Genomic DNA, 17089 nt, shown 5'->3' with positions numbered 1-17089 from the left:
ACCAGCGCAGTGGCTGTGTACTGCGGTACGACAAGCTTAGTGAAGGCAGCTGCGAGAGCATAATTAACGCGAACACAGCCTTGTTTTTGTGACAGGGGTTCTGGAGTCAGACTGACCATTCTCATGGACAGCTTGCCATGCTCGTCGTTATTCTGCATAAAAATACCCGTTCACAAGCCCATTTTTGCCCGTGCGCCATAGACATGCATCAATCATGATGCTATCGTTCAATCTCTGTAGTTGCCCTACAGCTAGACAGTTGACTGCGCGCTAAATGTATTGACACTGCGCCGCCCCGCTCAACGCAACCCTTTCCTGACCCGACAATGCTCAAAAAATTGTTTGCCACCGTTGTGATGTCCATTTCGGTTTCCGCATTCGCGGTACCGTTCGGCTCGCAGTCGGTGCTCGTGGTAGAAGATGACACCGGCAAGATTTTGATCGAGAAGAATGCCGATCGCGTCGTGCCGATCGCCTCGCTGACCAAACTCATGACCGCCATGGTCGTGCTGGACGCCAAGCAGGACATGGACGAGCTGATCGAGATCGACCGCAGCGACGTCGACACCGTCAAGCACAGCAGCTCGCGGGTGCCGGTCGGCGCCCTGATCTCGCGCCGCGACGTGCTGCAGCTGGCCCTGATGTCCTCGGATAACCGCGCCGCCGCCGCACTGGCACGCACCTTCCCGGGCGGCAAGGAAGGCTTCAAGGCGGCGGTGCGCCACAAGATCGCGGTGCTGGGCATGACCCAGACCGTGATCGAAGAGCCGACCGGCCTGAACCCGCGCAACCGCTCCACCGCCGGCGACCTCGTCAAGATGGCCGCCGCATCGAGCAAGTATCCCGAGATCACGGCCATGACCACCGAGTCGAAGGACCTGATCAACATCAACGGCCGCGAAGTCGAGTACCGCAACACCAACCGCCTGGTCGGCGCCAAGGGCTGGGACATCGGCCTGTCGAAGACCGGTTACATCCAGGAAGCCGGCCGTTGCCTGATCATGAACATCAAGGCCGGCGGCAAGAACGCGACCATGGTGCTGCTCAATGCCGGCGCCTCCTCGGCCCGCATCCTGGACGCGCTCAACATCCGTCGCTTCATCACCGGCGAAAAGGCGCCCGTCGTGGCGCGCGCCTCGAACCGCGCCCCGCGCTACAAGGCCTCCTCGAGCCGCGCCCGCATCAAGGCAAGCGCCGGCAAGACCAAGATCAAGGCCGTGAAGAAGCGCAGCAAAACCAAGGTGGTGCCGAAGCGCCGCAAGAAGTAATCCAGCGCCGCTGTGCGCAGCAAGACGAAGGGGCCGCAAGGCCCCTTTTCTATTGGCAGCTGCCGTGCCCGGCTACTCGCGCGGCGTCACCGTATCCCACAAGCCCTGCTCCAGCGCCAGCACCAGTTCGTCCGTGTAGGCGGCCGGCGGCGACTGCATCGCCATCACCCGCCAGGCGGCGCCATTGACTTCGACCACACGCAGGCGCACGCGCGCCGTGCCGTCCTTTTCCTCCCCCGTCACGAGCCAGGACGACTTGCCGCGGAAGTCTTCGAGCTGGCCGCCGGGCAGCGCGAACTGGTTCTCCAGCCGCTCCACGAGCGCGCGCGAGTATTGCGCAATGGTCGCCTCGCCATGTGCCTCGCGCGCCAGCAGGACCACGGCGTGCTCGGTGTGTTCGGTGAACACGTGGAGCACAAGGCCATCCTCGTCGGTAAACGTTTCGTGACGCCATTGCGGCGGCACCGTCACCATGCGTCCGGTGGCGGGATTGGTCCAGGCATAGGGCGAAGCGGCCAGCACGGCGGCCATCTCGCGGCTGTCCTGGCGGTCCATCGCGTCGAGCACCACCACGACCAGGAAGAGGAAGAAGAAGGACATGCCGAAAACGATCTTGCGCCACCATCGCACCGGCCGCGCGCGCACCAGGAAATAATCGTCGTCGTAGCTCGCAGCTTCGCCGCGACGCAGCCGCAGGCCCTGGCGCGCCATGGTGAGCAGGGAGACGGCCGGCAGGCCGAAGCCGAAGCCGGCGCTCCAGACCCCCATATTGCGCCCGAGGATTTCCCTGAGCCCGGGGAAGCGGCCGTCCGCCGTCACCACCCGCAGGCCCAGCATGGCCTTGCCCGGCGTATTGCCCGCCACCTTCTGCACCAGCGCATCCAGCAGCAGGCCCGCGGGGATGCAGGCCAGGCCGAACAGCTTCCAGCCGAAGGGGGTTTCGAGCCAGCGCAGGAAACCCGGCGAGGTACGGCACAGGGTGTAGCCGAGCACCGTGGCGACCAGGCCCGTATGCCACCAGACGTCGAAGGTGCGGGCGAACCAGCGCGGCCAGGCGCGCGCCGGGACCTCGCTCGGCAGGGCGAAGCGTGCCCGGGCCAGCGCGTGGCCATCGAGGTGGGAAGCGTGGGGCACCGCATTCGGGGCATCTCGCCGCATGGCAGCTCCAGATTGGCCGGTGGCGCGCTTGCCATGCGGCGCCACCGGCGTCACCCCGGATGTTCACCTGTTTCCCAGGGTGGCAAATGTCGATTTCGCAAACGATAGTAAGACTGCGGGGAAAGCCGCCGGGTTCAGTCGTGGAAACGTGCACACGCCCTGCCCTTACGCTGGATCAAGCGGCGAGGGCTGGCACCTCAGCGCGCCGGGGTCCCGATCATGCCACGCAGGCCGCTGGTGCGGTGGGTGCGCAACGCGATGGCTTCCGCCAGCACGGCGCCGGCCGGCGACACCAGGGTGAACTGCTCGCTGGCGCGGGTGATGCCCGTGTAGACCAGCTCGCGCGTGAGGACGGCGCCGCGTTCGCGCGGCAGCGCCAGCACGGTGTGGCGGAATTCCGAGCCCTGCGACTTGTGCACGGTCATGGCAAAAGCCGTTTCGACATTGCGCAGGCGGGTGGCGAGCACGCTGCGGACCTTGTCGCCCTCCAGGAAATAGACACGCAGCGCACCGGGACGCGCCGGATCCGGCAGGGTCACGCCGATGTCGCCGTTGTAGACCGAGGTCGTGTAGTCGTTGCGGGTGACCATCACCGGCCGCCCGACATACCACTCGCCCTGCGGGCGCAGCAGGCCGGCCTGGGCCAGGCGGCCGGCCACCGCCTCGTTCAGGCCCGACACACCCCATTCACCGTCCCGCACCGCGCACAGGATGCGGAAGGATTCGAAGCGCTGCAGGACCTGGCGCACCCACTCTTCACGATTCGTGTTGAATCCGGCTTTCAAGCCCGTATTCAACACGTCCAGATAAGAACCATATCCGGACTGGGCCAGTTGCAGGACGTGCTGCTGCTGGGCGTTCTCGATCCAGCGCACGCCGTCCTGCCCGCTACGCAGCACGCTTTCCGCGCGCACCGCGTCGCCCGCGTTCACGGCCAGGGCCAGCTGGCCGATCGGCCCGCCGAAGCGGCGGCTGTGGCGCAGCATCACGGTCTGCTGGGCCAGCGGGCCGCCGTCGCCGAGGAAGTCGCCCGGGAGGGTTTCGCCGCAGGCGGCTTGCACATAGTCGCAGGTCGCGCGGCTGTAGGCGCCGGCCTGGGCGTCGTGACACAGGTCGCCCAGCACCGCGCCCGCCTCCACCGAGGCCAACTGGTCCTTGTCGCCCAGCAGGATCAGGGTCGCGCCAGGGGGGAGCGCGTCGAGCAGGGACGCCATCATCTCCAGGTGCACCATCGAGGCTTCGTCGACGATCAGGACGTCCACGTCGAGCGGGTTGCCGCGGTGGTGGGCGAATGCGCGGCTGTCCGGACGCGCGCCCAGCAGGCTATGCAGGGTGCGCGCCGCGCCCATGCGCAGGGTCAGTTCGCGCAGGGGCAGGCGCGGGCCGACCCGGTCCGCCAGCTCGCCCAGCGCCTTGTCGATCGACTGCTTCAAGCGCGCGGCCGCCTTGCCGGTCGGCGCGGCCAGGGCGATGCGCTGGCTGCCGGCTTCCGGCGCGGTCGCGAACAGGAGCGCCAGCAGGCGCGCCACGGTATAGGTCTTGCCGGTGCCGGGGCCGCCCGTGATGATGGCGACCGAACCGCGCAGGGCGATGGCGCAGGCCAGCTTCTGCCAGTCCGGGCCCTCGGCCTGGCGGTCGGAGGCGAACAGCAGGTCCAGCCAGCCGCGCACGGTGCCGGCATCGACTTCCCTGGCCTGCAGGGCGCGCTCGCGCACGGCCTGCGCCACCAGGGTTTCGTCGCGCCAGTAGCGGCGCAGGTAGAGGCGTTCGCCGTCCAGCACCAGCGGCTGGTCGTAGTCGAAGGCATCGCGGTCCCAGACCTGCTGGCAGCCGGCGAGGAGCTGGGCCCAGGCCTTGCCGGTCCTGGGCAGCGGGCCGGCGGCGCGCGCGAGATCCTTCCACTGTTCCTCGCTCCAGCCCAGCAGCTCTGCCGGACCGGATCCGAGGTCGGCCAGCTGCACGCAGCTGTGGCCGTGGCCTTCCAGCTCGGACAGGACCGCCGATGCCAGCACCAGGGCCGGCGGGGCGGCGCCGAGCGTTGCCACGAAGCGCGCGAAGGCGCAGGACAGGCGGCGCAGCTCGCCCTCTTCCGCCAGGCGCGCCAGCTCGGCCCACAGGGTGTCGATGTTTGCTTCAGGCTTCGCCATGGCCGTCCTTGTCCAGCAGGCTTTCCAGCCCACCCAGCAGTTCGAAATCCGGCGGCAACACGCAGCAGCCGCGCGTGTCCTCGTTCGCGATCCCGCGCAGGAAGAGGAAGATCGCCCCGCCCAGCTGGCGGCGCGGAGAATAGCTGTCGCCCAGGCGCGCGCGCAGCAGGCGGTGCAGGGCCAGCGTGTAGATCGTGGCCTGGATGTCGTAGCGGTGGTCCAGCATGCCGAGTTCCATCGCGGCCCGGGTATAGGCACTGTCGCCCGGACCGAGCGCATTGGTCTTGTAGTCGAGCACCCAGAAGCGGCCATCGTGCTCGAACACGAGGTCGGCGAAGCCCTTGAGCATCCCGTGCAGCACACGCTCCGGCAGGACCGGGCGCTCGAGGCCACGCAGGATGTGGGTGCGGAGAAGCTGGTCCAGCTTCACCGCATCGAGGCGCTCGCTGGGGAACCAGAATTCCAGCTCCGGCACCGGATCGCGCAGGCCGCACAGGGCGATGCCGATCGGCGGCAGCGGCGTCGTCGCGACCATGTGCAGCCAGGCCAGCGCATCTTCCTGGCGGTGGCCCCAGCCGGCGCGATCGATGCGCTGGCCGAGGCGCGCGAGGAATTCCGGCTCGTCGGCCTGGTGGAAGCCCTCCTGCGCCATCCATTCGAGCTGCTCGTGCATGAAATTGCCGGGCACCGAACCGCGCGGGAAGCGGTGCCAGGGCGTGTCCTCGATGCGCGGCGGCGTGGTCAGCTGCGGGTCTTCTTCCAGCAGCGTCGCTTCCTGCGCGGTCATCGGCGTCGGCGGTGCAAGGTCGGGACGATGCGCTGCGTGACGCACCAGCGATGTAAACGAGCCGATCGACCAGTCCTTCTCGAAACGCGCCTCGTAGCGCGGCGGCGCCAGCAGGTCCGGGCGCACATCCTCCCTCGCCAGCAGGGTGCGTGCATCAAGCGTCGTCAGGTCGTGCAGCACGATGCCCTCGACATTCCCGCGCAGCTGCTCCAGGCGCTCGCGCAGGCGTTCGGCCTCGATCTTCGCGCCGCCGCCCAGCAGGTAGCCGAGGGCTGAATCGTGCAGGTGATTCCCGGTTCTGCTGCGGCCGCTGATCGGCGCCACGCCCAGCCACAGGAAGTGGCGTGCGCGCGTCAGTGCCACGTAGAGCAGGCGCAGGTCTTCCTCCAGGCGCGCGCGGTCGACCGCCTGCAGCGCCTCGTCGCCCTGCCACAGGTCGAGACGGCGCGCGCCATCGTCGGTGACGAACTCGAAGAAGCTGCGCTTTCCCTTCTCGGTGCGGCGCGCCGTGACGGCAAACGGCAGGTAGACCAGCGGATACTCCAGGCCCTTGGACTTGTGCACCGTGACCACCTTCACGAGTTCGGCGTCGCTCTCCAGGCGCAGCACCCGCCCGCTATTCTCGCCCTGGTCCTCGCCGACGCTCTCGATCTCCTCGGCCAGCCAGCGGATCAGGGCCTGCTCGCCTTCCAGCTGGGCGCTGGCTTCCTGCAGCAGCTCGGCCAGGTGCAGCAGGTTGGTCAGGCGCCGCTCGCCGCCCGGTTCGCGCAGCAGGCGGGCCGGCAGGCCGAGTTCGTGGACGAAGCGGCGCAGCATGGCCAGCACGCCCTGGCGCTGCCAGGCGCCGTGCAGGTTCTTCAGCTGTTCGACGCGCGCTTCCCAGGCCGCCTCGTCGGCGGACAGGCTGGCCAGTTCCCCCAGCGGCAACCCTGCCGTGCGGGTGGCGAAGGCCGCGCGCGCCAGCACGCCGTCGAGCGGATTGGCGACCGCGTACAGCCAGCGCAGCACGTCGGCCGCCTCTTCGCTCTTGACCACCGAGTCCTTGTCGGACAGGTAGACGCTGGCCACCTTGCGCTCGACCAGGGCGCGGCGCACGGCGGCGGCCTCGCGACGGTCGCGCACCAGGATGGCGACGTCGGCCGGCATCAGGCGGCGGAAACGTTCGCCGCTTGAAAAGCCGACCCGCTCGTCGCCCAGCAGGCCGACGATGTGTTCGGCGCAGTGCTGGGCGAAGAATTCGCGGTACTCGTCCTGGTTCATCGGACCGGCGCAGCAGACCGACATCGCATGCGCGGGCCCGTCGGCCCCCACCAGGCGCTCGCGGTGGCCTTTGGCTTGCACCGCCTCGAAGGGCAGCGGATTTTCGATGCCCTTGCGGAAGCGGAAGGCGCCGGCCGGATAGCCGTCAGGGTCTTCCTCGGCATGCCGGAACAGCTGGTTCACCGCCTCGACCAGTTGAGCAGTCGAACGGTAGTTGGTCCCGAGCTGGTAGTGGCGCCCTTGCGTGGCGCGGCGCGCGGCCAGGTAGCTGTGGATGTCGGCGCCGCGGAAGCCATAGATCGACTGCTTCGGGTCGCCGATCAGGAACAGCCCCTGCTGCGGGTCGTTGGCGGCGACGCGGTAGAGCAAATCGAAGATGCGGTACTGGTCCGGCGAGGTGTCCTGGAATTCGTCGACCATCGCCACCGGGAACTGCAGCACGATGCGCTGGCGCAGCGCCTCGCCGTTCGGGCCCTCGAGGGCTGTCTTGAGGCGCTCGAGCATGTCGGCGAACCCGAACTGGCGATTGCGCGCCTTCAGCTCGCGGATGCGGGCCGCGATGTGGTGGGAGGCGTGGCGCAGCAGCGCATGCGCAAGCGGCTGGAGCTGCCGCAGCGCTTCCTGCAGGGGCGCGATGCAGCCGAAGCAGGACGGCACCTCGGCCTGGAAGTTCTTGGCGAATGCTTCTTCGATTCCGCCCGGCGTCAGGCGGCGCCAGGCCGTCTCGTTCAGGTCCGGCGTCAACATCCGGGGATCAAGCGCCCATGCGCGCAGCGCCTCGAACCACTGGACCAGAGATGCCGCTTTCATCATCGTGCCGTTGAAGCACTTCGGCTGGCGCTCGCGGTGTCCGGCGATCCAGCGCTCCATCTCGTCGGCGCGATCCAGCCAGCCTTCCTTCAGGCGCGCCAGCTCCGCCCACTGGGCCTGCTGCAGGCGCGCGACCAGCACGCCCAGCGGCTCTTCCCCGCAGGGCTCCAGCAGGTGGGTGCGCTTGACCAGCTCGCGCACGTCACGTTTCAAGGCCTCGACGTCGCCCCAGGAATCCAGCACCGTGGCCAGTGCGTTCGCGCCGAGCGGATAGACGTGCTGGCGCCAGTAGTCGTGGGCCGCGTCCTCGAACAGGGCGCGTTCGTCGCTCACCAGCTCTTCGTCGAACAGACTGCCCGAGTCGAAGGCGTGCTCGCGCAGCATGCGCTGGCACCAGGCGTCGATGGTGAAGATCGCCGCCTCGTCCATGGTTTCCGCCGCCAGCACCAGGCGGTGGGCGGCGACGTTGCGCTCGCCCTCGTCCGGATAGGCGCCCTGCAGCGCGCGCAGGTAGGGATCGTCGATGTCGAGCTGGCCGCGAAAGTAGGCCGCCGCCTCGACCAGGCGCTCGCGCACGCGATTGGCCAGCTCGCGCGTGGCGGCGCGGGTGAAGGTCATGACCAGGATTTCGCTCGGCAGAAGCGGACGCGGGAAGGCGGCCTCGCCGCCATGGCCCAGCACCAGGCGCAGGTAGAGGGCGGCGATGGTCCAGGTCTTGCCGGTGCCGGCCGAGGCCTCGATCAGGCGCGTGCCATGCAGCGGAAAGCCCAAGGGTTCCAGGTGCTGGCTCATGCCTCGCCTCCCCCGAGCGGCGCCACCTGCACGCTCGACTCGATCCAGTCGGCCAGCGGACCATACAGGTCACGCGCGATGTGCGGCCAGTCGCCTGCGGCCGCCAGGCTGGAAAAATCCGGCCACAGGCGCGCAAGGCACAGTTCCGCCACCTCGCCCGACCTCTCGTAGCCGCCATCGTAGACCAGGCGCGCGTCGGCGTCCTTCCCGCCCTCGCGCAGCAGGGCCAGCGCTGTCTTGCATGCGACGGCCAACGGACGGTCCAGGTTCCTGCGCCACAGGTCGGCCAGGTCGTGCAGCATGGCCGCCGCCTCGACCGGATCGAGCGGCGCCATGGTGAGCACCGCGTCGCGCGCCACCAGGTGGCCGGCGACCGGCATGCCGGAGGCGCTGGCGGCCAGTTGGCGCAGCCAGGGCTTGATCAGCTTGTCGCCGCGCGGGCGTCCCTCCTTGTCCAGCACCTTCGACGACACCTGCATCAGCCAGGCGGTTTCCTCGCCATTGGTGCGCAGGCGGTCGATCCAGTCGTCCAGCACAAGGTGTTCCCCATGCGCATCGTTCAGTGCGAGGCTGACGGCGCGCTTGGGCGCCGCGTGCGGGAAGCGCGCGCCCAGGGACAGCCAGGCGCTGCGCACCGGCACCAGGCCCTCGACCAGCTCCTGCTGCCACTGGCGGCCGACAAGGCCGATCGGCAGCACGCCTTCGCGCGCCAGGCGCGAGGCGCGCTCGTTCAAGGTGCTGCGCACGGCATGGAGCGTCTCGGGCTCACCGCTGTCGTCGAGCAGGTGATCTTCGATGAAGTAACGTTCCAGTGCATCGAGGGAGAACGGTTCCTCGTCCTCGCCCACCACGGCGGCGTCGGCGAAGACCACGCCCAGGCGGCGGCGGAAGAAGTAGCGGGCCGGCTGGCGCAGGAACGCGGCCAGCTCGCCGAGTTTCAGCACGAAGCCCGGCTCCAGCTCGTAGGGCGGCAGCGCGTCGCCCAGGCGCCCGCCCTCTTCCAGGCCGTGCGCCGAGCGCCATTCGCCCGCATAGGTGAGCAAGCCGCCGCGCTCGAAATAGCGGCGGCTGAAGGGCTGCAGCGCGTGTTCGACCGTGCGTTCGGACAGGTCGAGGTTCCAGCCGGCCTTCAGGTAGTCGCGCAACTGGGCGACCAGCACCGAAGCCGGCTGCTCGCTGTTGTCGCGCACATTGCGGCCGACCCAGCTCACGTAGAGCTTGTCGCGCGCGGACAGCAGCGCTTCCAGCATCAGGTAGCGGTCGTCGTCGCGGCGCGAACGGTCGCCGGGACGCGCCATGCCGGGCAGCGCCAGCAGGTCGAAGTCCGCCTGGCTCGCACGGCGCGGGAAGTCGCCGTCGTTCATGCCGAGCAGGCAGACCACGCGGAAAGGCACGGCGCGCATCGGCATCAGGGTACAGAAGGTCACGCCGCCCGAGACGAACTGGTGGTTCAGGGTCGGCTGGTCGAGCTCCGCCAGCCAGGCTTCGCGCATTACGCTCAGGGGCACCGGTTCGTCGAACTCCGCGGCATCGACGGTCTCCAGCCAGCACTGCAGCGCTTCGTTCAGCTGGGCCAGCGTCAGGCGATCGGCCTCGCTGCTCGGGTGGAAGAAGGCGTGCAGCAGCGCGCGCGCCGCCACGCCCCATTCGCCCGGCGTGCGCGGCTTCACGAGTTCGGCGCGCCATGCCAGCAAGGTCTCGATGAACTGGGCCAGCGAACCGGCCAGCGCCGCGTCCAGGCCGCCCACTTCCGCATACGGCTCGATATCACCGAAGCTGGCGCCTGCGCCGCTGGCGTAGCCGAGCAGCATGCGGCGCACGCCGAAGATCCAGGCGTTCTGCTCGCCGGCCGAGCCGAGGCCGAGGCCGGCGCGGTGTTCGCGGTCCAGGCCCCAGCGCACGCCGGAGCCTTCGATCCAGCGGCCCAGGATGGGCAGGTCCTCGGCGACCAGGCCATAGCGGCCGGCCACCGCCGGCACGTCCAGCAGGTCGCGCACCTCGCTCTGGCGGCAGCGCTGTTGCGGCAGGCGCAGCAGCCACTCGAGCGCCACCAGCAGCGGATTCACGCTGCGGTCGCGCACGTCGCCGATCTCGAAGGGAATGTGGCGCGGGTCCTTGCTGCGGTGCTGGTCGAACACGGCGTGGATGGCGGCCGAGAAGGTATCGATGTCGGGCACCATCACGACCACGTCGCGCGGACGCAGGCTCGGGTCCTGGGCGAACCAGGACAGCAGCTGGTCGTGCAGCACCTCGACTTCGCGCTGCACGCTGTGGGTGATGTGGAACTCGATCGAACGGTCCTCAAGCGCGGGCGGCGCCTGCGGGTGTTCCGAGGGCGGCAGCAGGTCGCGGATCGCCGCCTGCACCTGGGACAGCAGCGAACTGCCCTCCTCGTCGTCGAACAGGTCGACGCGCATGTTTTCGTAACGCGCGCCTTCGCCGTTGTCGAATTCGTCCAGCATGCGCACGAAGTCGCGTCCCTGCCGGCCCCAGCTCGCCAGCAGCGGATGGGCGTGGGCATGCAGCTCTTCCAGCGGCACGGCGGCGAGCTCGAGCCCCGGACGGCTCGGCTGGCGCCTGCGCGCGGCCTTCAGCAGTTCGCGGCCCTCGATGATGTCGCCCCAGTAGAAGCGGCAGGGATTCGGCACCGCGAACAGCACCTGCGTGTGGCGCGACAGCGCGGCGATCGCCTGCAGGGTCTGGTACGGCAGGGTCGACATGCCGAACAGGATCACCCGGCGCGGCAGCGGCGACACGGGCTTGCGGCCCGATTCGATCGCCGCCAGGAATTGCTGGTGGATGGTGGCGCGGCCGGTGACGCGGTCTTCCTGCGCCAGGCTGGCGTGGATCTCGCGCCACAGGCAGGCCTGCCATTTCAGGTCCGGGCCGAGCGGCACCGGGTCGCCCACAGCCCGGCGCAGCTGGTCGCGGCCCGCTTCCCAGTCTTCGAGCCAGTCGGCGCGGTAGACCTGGTACTGGTCGTAGAGGTCGGCCAGGCGCTGGGCCAGTTGCAGGCGGCGCTCCGGGCAGCCGTCACCGAGGAATTGCGCCAGCGGGGCGTAACTCGCGTCGTGCATCAGCCCCGGCAGCAGGCGCATCAGGCGCCAGGTCAGCGGGTCCTTGTCGAAAGGGGCGCGGGTGGGTACGCGGTCGCGCCCCAGCATGCCGCGGTAGGCTTCCCACAGGAAGCGCGCCGGCAGCGCCACGCGGGTGGCGGCGCACACGCCCATGTCCTCGGCCAGGGCGATTTTCAGCCACTCGGCCACCCCGTTCGACTGCACCAGGATCGTCTCCTGCTCGAGGGGGCCGAGCGGGTGGCTGCGGATCCAGTCGAACATGGCGCTGCGCAGCAACTCCATCTGGTTGCCATGCAAAATTAACAAGCCGGGGGTGATCGGGGAAGACATCGGTATGGTTGGGCTGCTCAGGCGCCAAGGATACTCTTTTTGAGGCGCTGGCGAAAGTGCAAGGCGTTCGCCACGGCGCTTTGTCGTAGGGTGGACGGGGGAATTTAGTCCAGTGGACTGAATTCCCGTCCGCGCGTTCAAACAGTATGTGAATTGCAAGCAGCGCATCCATTCACAAGGTAGTTGAACGCGCGGACGGCGAAGCCGACTAGGCGTCCCCGTCCACCCTACGAGGATTGGTCTGCCTCCCGGGCGCCGAGCCTGGCCGTGACGTCGCGTTCGATACGCGCCAGCTGGGCCCGCAGCCGGGCCGCCAGCGCCCGCGCCTGGGCCGGGCGCCCTTCCTGCCCTTCCAGGTCCTCGCAGACGGCGGCGAAGGCGATCGCTCCCACCGCCCGCGCCGAGGACTTGATGCGGTGCGCCACCGCCGCCGCGGCCGCCAGGTCGCCCTTGGTGAGGGCGACGTCGATCTCGGCCAGGGCGTCGCGCGTGGTCGCCAGGAACATGAAGGCATATTTACGCATGCGTTCACGGTCCCCGTCGAAGGTGGCTTCCAGCAGCGCGAGGTCGATCGGTCCCGTGCCCGGCTGTGGCTGCGGCGCCACGTCCGGCGCCGGCGCCGAGGTTCGCCCGAGGCAGCGCGCGATGGTCGCCGCCAGCAGTTCCGGCACCACCGGCTTGGACAGGAATTCGTTCATGCCCGCTTCCAGGCAGCGCCTGCGGTCGTCGACCCCGGCATTGGCCGTCATCGCGATCACCAGGGTGTCCGCAAGCGCCGGGTCGGCGCGAATCCGGCGGGTCGCCGCCAGGCCGTCCATGACCGGCATCTGCACGTCCATCAGCACGCAGTCGAAGCGGTGGCGCGCCATCTCGTCGAGCGCTTCCTGGCCGTTGCCGGCCACCACCACCGCGGCGCCGGCCTGGGCCAGCAGTTCGCGTCCGACCTGCTGGTTGAAGGGATTGTCCTCGACCAGCAGCACGGCGCAGCCGTCCAGGCGCGGCGCCTGCGGCGACGGGGCCGCGCCCAGGCCGGCGGTGGCGGCGCTCTCCTCGAGGCGCAGCCTGGCGGTGAACCAGAAGGTGCTGCCCATGCCTGGACTGCTTTCGACCCCGACCTCGCCGCCCATCAGTTCCGCCAGCTGCTTGCTGATCACGAGCCCGAGGCCGGTGCCGCCATGGCGCCGGGTGGTCGACTGGTCGGCCTGGTGGAAGGGCCTGAACAGGCCGGCCTGGTGTTCGGGCGCGATGCCGATGCCGTTGTCGCGCACCTCGAAGCGCACCAGCAGTTCGGGACCGAAGGCGCGCGCCAGCCGGGCGCGCAGCTCGATGCGGCCATGCTCGGAGAACTTGATGGCGTTGCCGGCGAAGTTCAGCAGCACCTGCTCGAGGCGCAGCGGGTCGCCGCGCACCGGACGCATCAGCTCGGGCGCCACCTCGACGTCGAAGCCCAGTCCCTTGCCCGCCGCCGCCTGGCCCAGCTGCAACTCGACGTTGTGCAGCAGCGCGTCCAGCATGAAGCCGACGGCGTCGAGTTCCAGCTTGCCGGCCTCGATCTTGGAAAAGTCGAGGATGTCGTTGATGATGCCCAGCAGGTGCTGGCCCGAGTGGTAGATCTTGTCGAGGTAGCCGCGCTGGGCCGGGTCGGTGTTCGACTGCAGCGCCAGGTGCGTCATGCCGATGATGCTGTTCATCGGCGTGCGGATCTCGTGGCTCATGTTCGACAGGAAGTCGCTCTTGGCCTGGTTGGCCGCGTCGGCGCGCGCTTTCAGCTCGTGCAGCGTCGTGATGTCGGTCGAGACGCACAGCACGGCCGGCGGCGCGCCTTCGTGCTGCAGCGGCACGCGCACACTCCACATCTGGCGGATGCTGCCGTCGGGCTGGATGTGCTCGACCTGGGTTGCGCTGCGGCGGCCGCTCTCGAGCACCTCGCGGTCGCGCTCCCAGGAAGCATCGGCCTGGTGGCCGGGCACCAGGTCGATGTCGCGCCGCCCCACCACGCTTGACGCGGGCAGCTTGATCAGCGCGGCGCACTTGGCGTTCACGTACAGGAAGCGGCGCTCGCCATCCTTCAGGTAGACGTAGGCGTCGAGGTTGTCCAGCACCGAGTCGAGCAGCAGGCGCTGGTCGAGGGCCACGCGGCGCGAGCGCATCAGGTTCTGGAGAAAGGCGAAGGCCAGCAATGTTCCGCCGAGGCCGGCGCAAAAGGCGAGCAGCGGCAGGTAGCGGTCGTAGCCCACCACCATGTCGGCGCGGGAGGCCGTGAAATGCGCCTTCCAGCGGGTGCCGGCGTAGTCGATCGGCAGCAGCGTGGTGAAGCGCGGGGCATCGATCCCCGACCGGCCGCGCACCTCGGGGCCAAACAGCAGCCGGTCGCCGGCCTGCAGGGCGAGCGGCCGGTCGGCGGGCAGGTCGTGGCTCGGCGCGGTTTCCGTGTAGAGGCTGAAGGCCACCGGCTGCCCCTGCGCCGGCCCGAGCGCGCGCGCCACCAGCTTCTCGACCGAGAAGGCGATGCCGACGCTGCCCAGGTAGCGCGCGCGGCGCTCCTCGACAGTGGCCGGCAGGCCGCCGCCGAGGTAGATCGGTTCGCGCATGCCGAGCACCGTGGAAGGCGTCGGGCGCGTGATGCGCACCACCTGGCCGGAGGCGCTGATGCCGCCGCTGTCGCGCGAGCGCGCCAGGGCGGCGGCCACGCCCGGGTGGACGGCGATGTCGACCCCGAGGCGGTCATCGGGCAGGTCGCTCGGTTCGATCCAGGCGATCACCTGGTAATGGGGGCGGCGTCCGGCGGGGCGGATGTCGAAGGCCGGATAGCCGCCGGGCCGCACGCTGTCGTCGGCACGCACGGCGGCAACGAAGGCGCCGCGCCGGGCATCCGGCACCCAGGCGACGAAGGAGACCGCCTCGATCGCCGGGAACTGCTCGGGCAGGCCGAGCGCCGTGACGTAGCGGTGAAAGCGCAGCCGGTCGAGCGGCGCTTCGCCGGCCGTGTGCAGCGCGCTCAGGCCGCGCAGCACCCGCGCGTACGAGGCGATGGCGGCGGCCACCCGCTCGCGCGCCACCTGGGCCACATTGTCGAAACGGCGCCGCGAGTCGTCTTCGACGGCGCCCAGGGCCAGGGAATGGAACAGCAGCCCGACCGCGAACGACAGCGCCACCCCGGCCACCCATGGCGCGGCGCGCCGCCACAGCGGGCGCGGGCCGGAGGCGTAGTGGTCGGTCGGATGTGGCGGCATGTGCTCCTGGCGTGCGGGTCGGTCGATGCGATATTGCTAGTATAGGGGGTCGCACGCCGCACTTGTTCACTGAAATTCACCCTACACCACATCGCCATGCCGACGCCAAGCCAGACAGTAGCCCCCGATTCCGACCCCTACCTCTGGCTGGAAGAGGTCGACGGGGAACGCGCCCGCGACTGGGTGCGCGCGCAAAACGGGCTCGCCGAGGGGGAGCTCGAGGCCGATCCCGGCTTTGCCGTCCTGCGCACGCGCCTGAAGGGCATCCTCGACTCAACCGACAAGATCCCCTACCCTGGCGGCCACGCCGGCCTGCTCTACAACTTCTGGCGCGACGCCGTGCACGTGCGCGGCATCTGGCGCCGCACCACGCTGGAGGAGTACCGCCAGGCCGCACCAGGCTGGGAAACCGTGATCGACCTCGACCTGCTGGCCGGGGAGGAAGGTGAAAACTGGGTCTGGGGCGGCGCCAGCTTCCTGGAGCCGGATGGCGAGCGCTGCATGGTCTCGCTGTCGCGCGGCGGCGGCGACGCCCGCGTGCTGCGCGAGTTCGACCTCTCCACCTGCCGCTTCGTCGAGGGCGGCTTCGTTTTGGAGGAAGCGAAGAGCGACGTGGCCTGGATCGACCGCGACACGCTCTTCGTCGGCACCGACTTCGGCCCCGGCTCGATGACGGATTCCGGCTATCCGCGCATCGTGAAGCGCTGGCGCCGCGGCCAGCCGCTTGCGGAAGCGGCCACCGTCTACGAAGCGCAACGGGATGACCTGTCCGCCTCCGGCTGGCGTGACGCCACGCCCGGCTTCGAGCGCGATTTCGTGCAGCGCCAGATCGGCTTCTACAGCAGCGAGCTGTTCGTGCTGCAGGGCGATACCCTGGCCAAGGTCCCGAAGCCGGAGGACGCGAATGCCTTCGCGCTGCGCAGCCAGATCGTGATCGAACTGCGCTCCGACTGGGAAACGGGTGGGCGCCGCTACCCGCAGGGCGCGCTGCTCGCGACCGGTTTCGACGCCTTCCTGGCCGGGGCAAGGGACTTCCAGCTGCTGTTCGAACCGGGCCCGGGCACCTCGCTGGACGGCCTCACGGTGACCCGCGACGCCCTGCTCCTCACCCTGCTGGACAATGTGAGCAACCGCCTGGTCGAGCAGCGCCTCGTCGACGGCAGGTGGCAGGCGCGCGACGTCGGCCTGCCGGGCTCCCGGGCCGTCGAGACCTGGGCCTACGACGCGGTCGGCTCGAACCGGTATTTCCTGACCGTGAACGGCTTCCTCGAACCGGCCACGCTCTACCTGGCGGAAGCCGGCAGCGACACCCGCGAGTCCCTGAAAACGCTGCCCGCCTTTTTCGATGCCGGGGGCCTTACGGTGCGGCAATTCACGGCAGCTTCGCCAGACGGCACCCGCGTGCCCTATTTCGCCGTCATGAAGGAAGACACCGCGCTGCTTGGCCCCACGCCCACTGTCCTGTACGGCTACGGGGGCTTCGAGGTCTCGCTCAAGCCGGCCTACGGCGCCATCAGCGGCGCGGCCTGGCTGGAGCGCGGGGGCGTCTATGTGCTGGCCAATATCCGCGGCGGCGGCGAGTTCGGGCCGCGCTGGCACCAGGCGGCGCTCAAGGAAAACCGCCAGCGCGCGTTCGACGACTTCATCGCCGTGGCCGAAGACCTGGTGGCGCGCGGCATCACCACGCCGCGGCGCCTGGGCATCATGGGCGGCAGCAACGGCGGCCTGCTGGTCGGCGCCGTCATGGTCCAGCGCCCCGAGCTGTTCGGCGCCGTGGTCTGCCAGGTGCCGCTGCTGGACATGCGGCGCTACCACCGGCTGCTGGCCGGCGCCTCCTGGATGGGCGAGTACGGCGACCCGGACATTCCTGCGCAATGGGAAGCGATCGGACGCTACTCGCCCTACCAGAACGTGCGCCGGCGCACCGAGGGCGGCCACTGGCCGCGGGTGCTGTTCACCACCTCGACGCGCGACGACCGCGTGCATCCGGGGCATGCGCGCAAGATGGCGGCGCGCATGCGCGAGTACGGGCACGACGTGCTGTACTGGGAGAACACCGAGGGCGGGCATGCCGGCGCGGCGGACAATGCGCAGATCGCGCGCATGTGGGCCCTGACCTGGACCTTCCTGCACCGCCAGTTGGGTTTGTAGGGTGGTCGGCTCTGCCGACCGCGCGTTCAGCTCCGGCATGCATGGCCACTGCGCATCCGTGAGTTGAACGCGCGGC

The 17089-nt window shown here is 69.5% G+C and carries 7 protein-coding genes; 2 read left to right on the top strand and 5 right to left on the bottom strand.

Translation table 11 applies throughout. From position 1 onward, the window contains the following. Nucleotides 1–326 precede the first annotated feature (326 nt). A complete protein-coding gene (locus NX780_RS19265) occupies nucleotides 327–1268 on the top strand; it encodes a serine hydrolase (protein ID WP_258829497.1) in 942 nt (313 codons plus the stop codon). A gap of 72 nt (nucleotides 1269–1340) precedes the next feature. Here NX780_RS19265 and NX780_RS19260 read toward each other — a convergent pair whose 3' ends face one another. The 5 genes from NX780_RS19260 to NX780_RS19240 form a co-directional block, all read right to left on the bottom strand. Continuing rightward, nucleotides 1341–2426 (bottom strand): RDD family protein, encoded by a 1086-nt coding sequence (locus tag NX780_RS19260; protein ID WP_258829496.1) that lies wholly within the window; start codon nucleotides 2424–2426, stop codon nucleotides 1341–1343. Between the two features lie 197 nt (nucleotides 2427–2623). Next, a complete protein-coding gene (gene recD / locus NX780_RS19255) occupies nucleotides 2624–4573 on the bottom strand; it encodes an exodeoxyribonuclease V subunit alpha (protein WP_258829495.1) in 1950 nt (649 codons plus the stop codon). Next, on the bottom strand, nucleotides 4560–8222 hold the full coding sequence (recB, locus tag NX780_RS19250) for an exodeoxyribonuclease V subunit beta (RefSeq protein WP_258829494.1): 3663 nt from the start codon (nucleotides 8220–8222) through the stop codon (nucleotides 4560–4562). Before recB ends, recD begins: the two co-directional genes overlap by 14 nt. Then, entirely contained in the window at nucleotides 8219–11629 is a 3411-nt protein-coding gene (gene recC, locus NX780_RS19245) for an exodeoxyribonuclease V subunit gamma (RefSeq protein WP_258829493.1), read from the bottom strand. The genes recB and recC overlap by 4 nt, the downstream gene beginning before the upstream one ends. Nucleotides 11630–11856: 227 nt before the next feature. Further along, nucleotides 11857–14862 (bottom strand): CHASE domain-containing hybrid sensor histidine kinase/response regulator family protein, encoded by a 3006-nt coding sequence (locus tag NX780_RS19240; RefSeq protein WP_258829492.1) that lies wholly within the window; start codon nucleotides 14860–14862, stop codon nucleotides 11857–11859. 96 nt (nucleotides 14863–14958) lie between these two features. On the opposite strand from NX780_RS19240, the gene NX780_RS19235 reads away from it, so the two are divergent. Then, complete coding sequence (locus tag NX780_RS19235) at nucleotides 14959–17013, top strand: prolyl oligopeptidase family serine peptidase (protein ID WP_258829491.1); 2055 nt, start codon at nucleotides 14959–14961, stop codon at nucleotides 17011–17013. Nucleotides 17014–17089: the final 76 nt, after the last annotated feature.

Source organism: Massilia agri (assembly GCF_024753255.1).
Classification (GTDB): Bacteria; Pseudomonadota; Gammaproteobacteria; order Burkholderiales; family Burkholderiaceae_D; genus Telluria; species Telluria agri.
The sequence above is the reverse complement of the archived record's forward strand: the minus strand, read 5'-3'. Positions and strand labels throughout refer to the sequence as shown.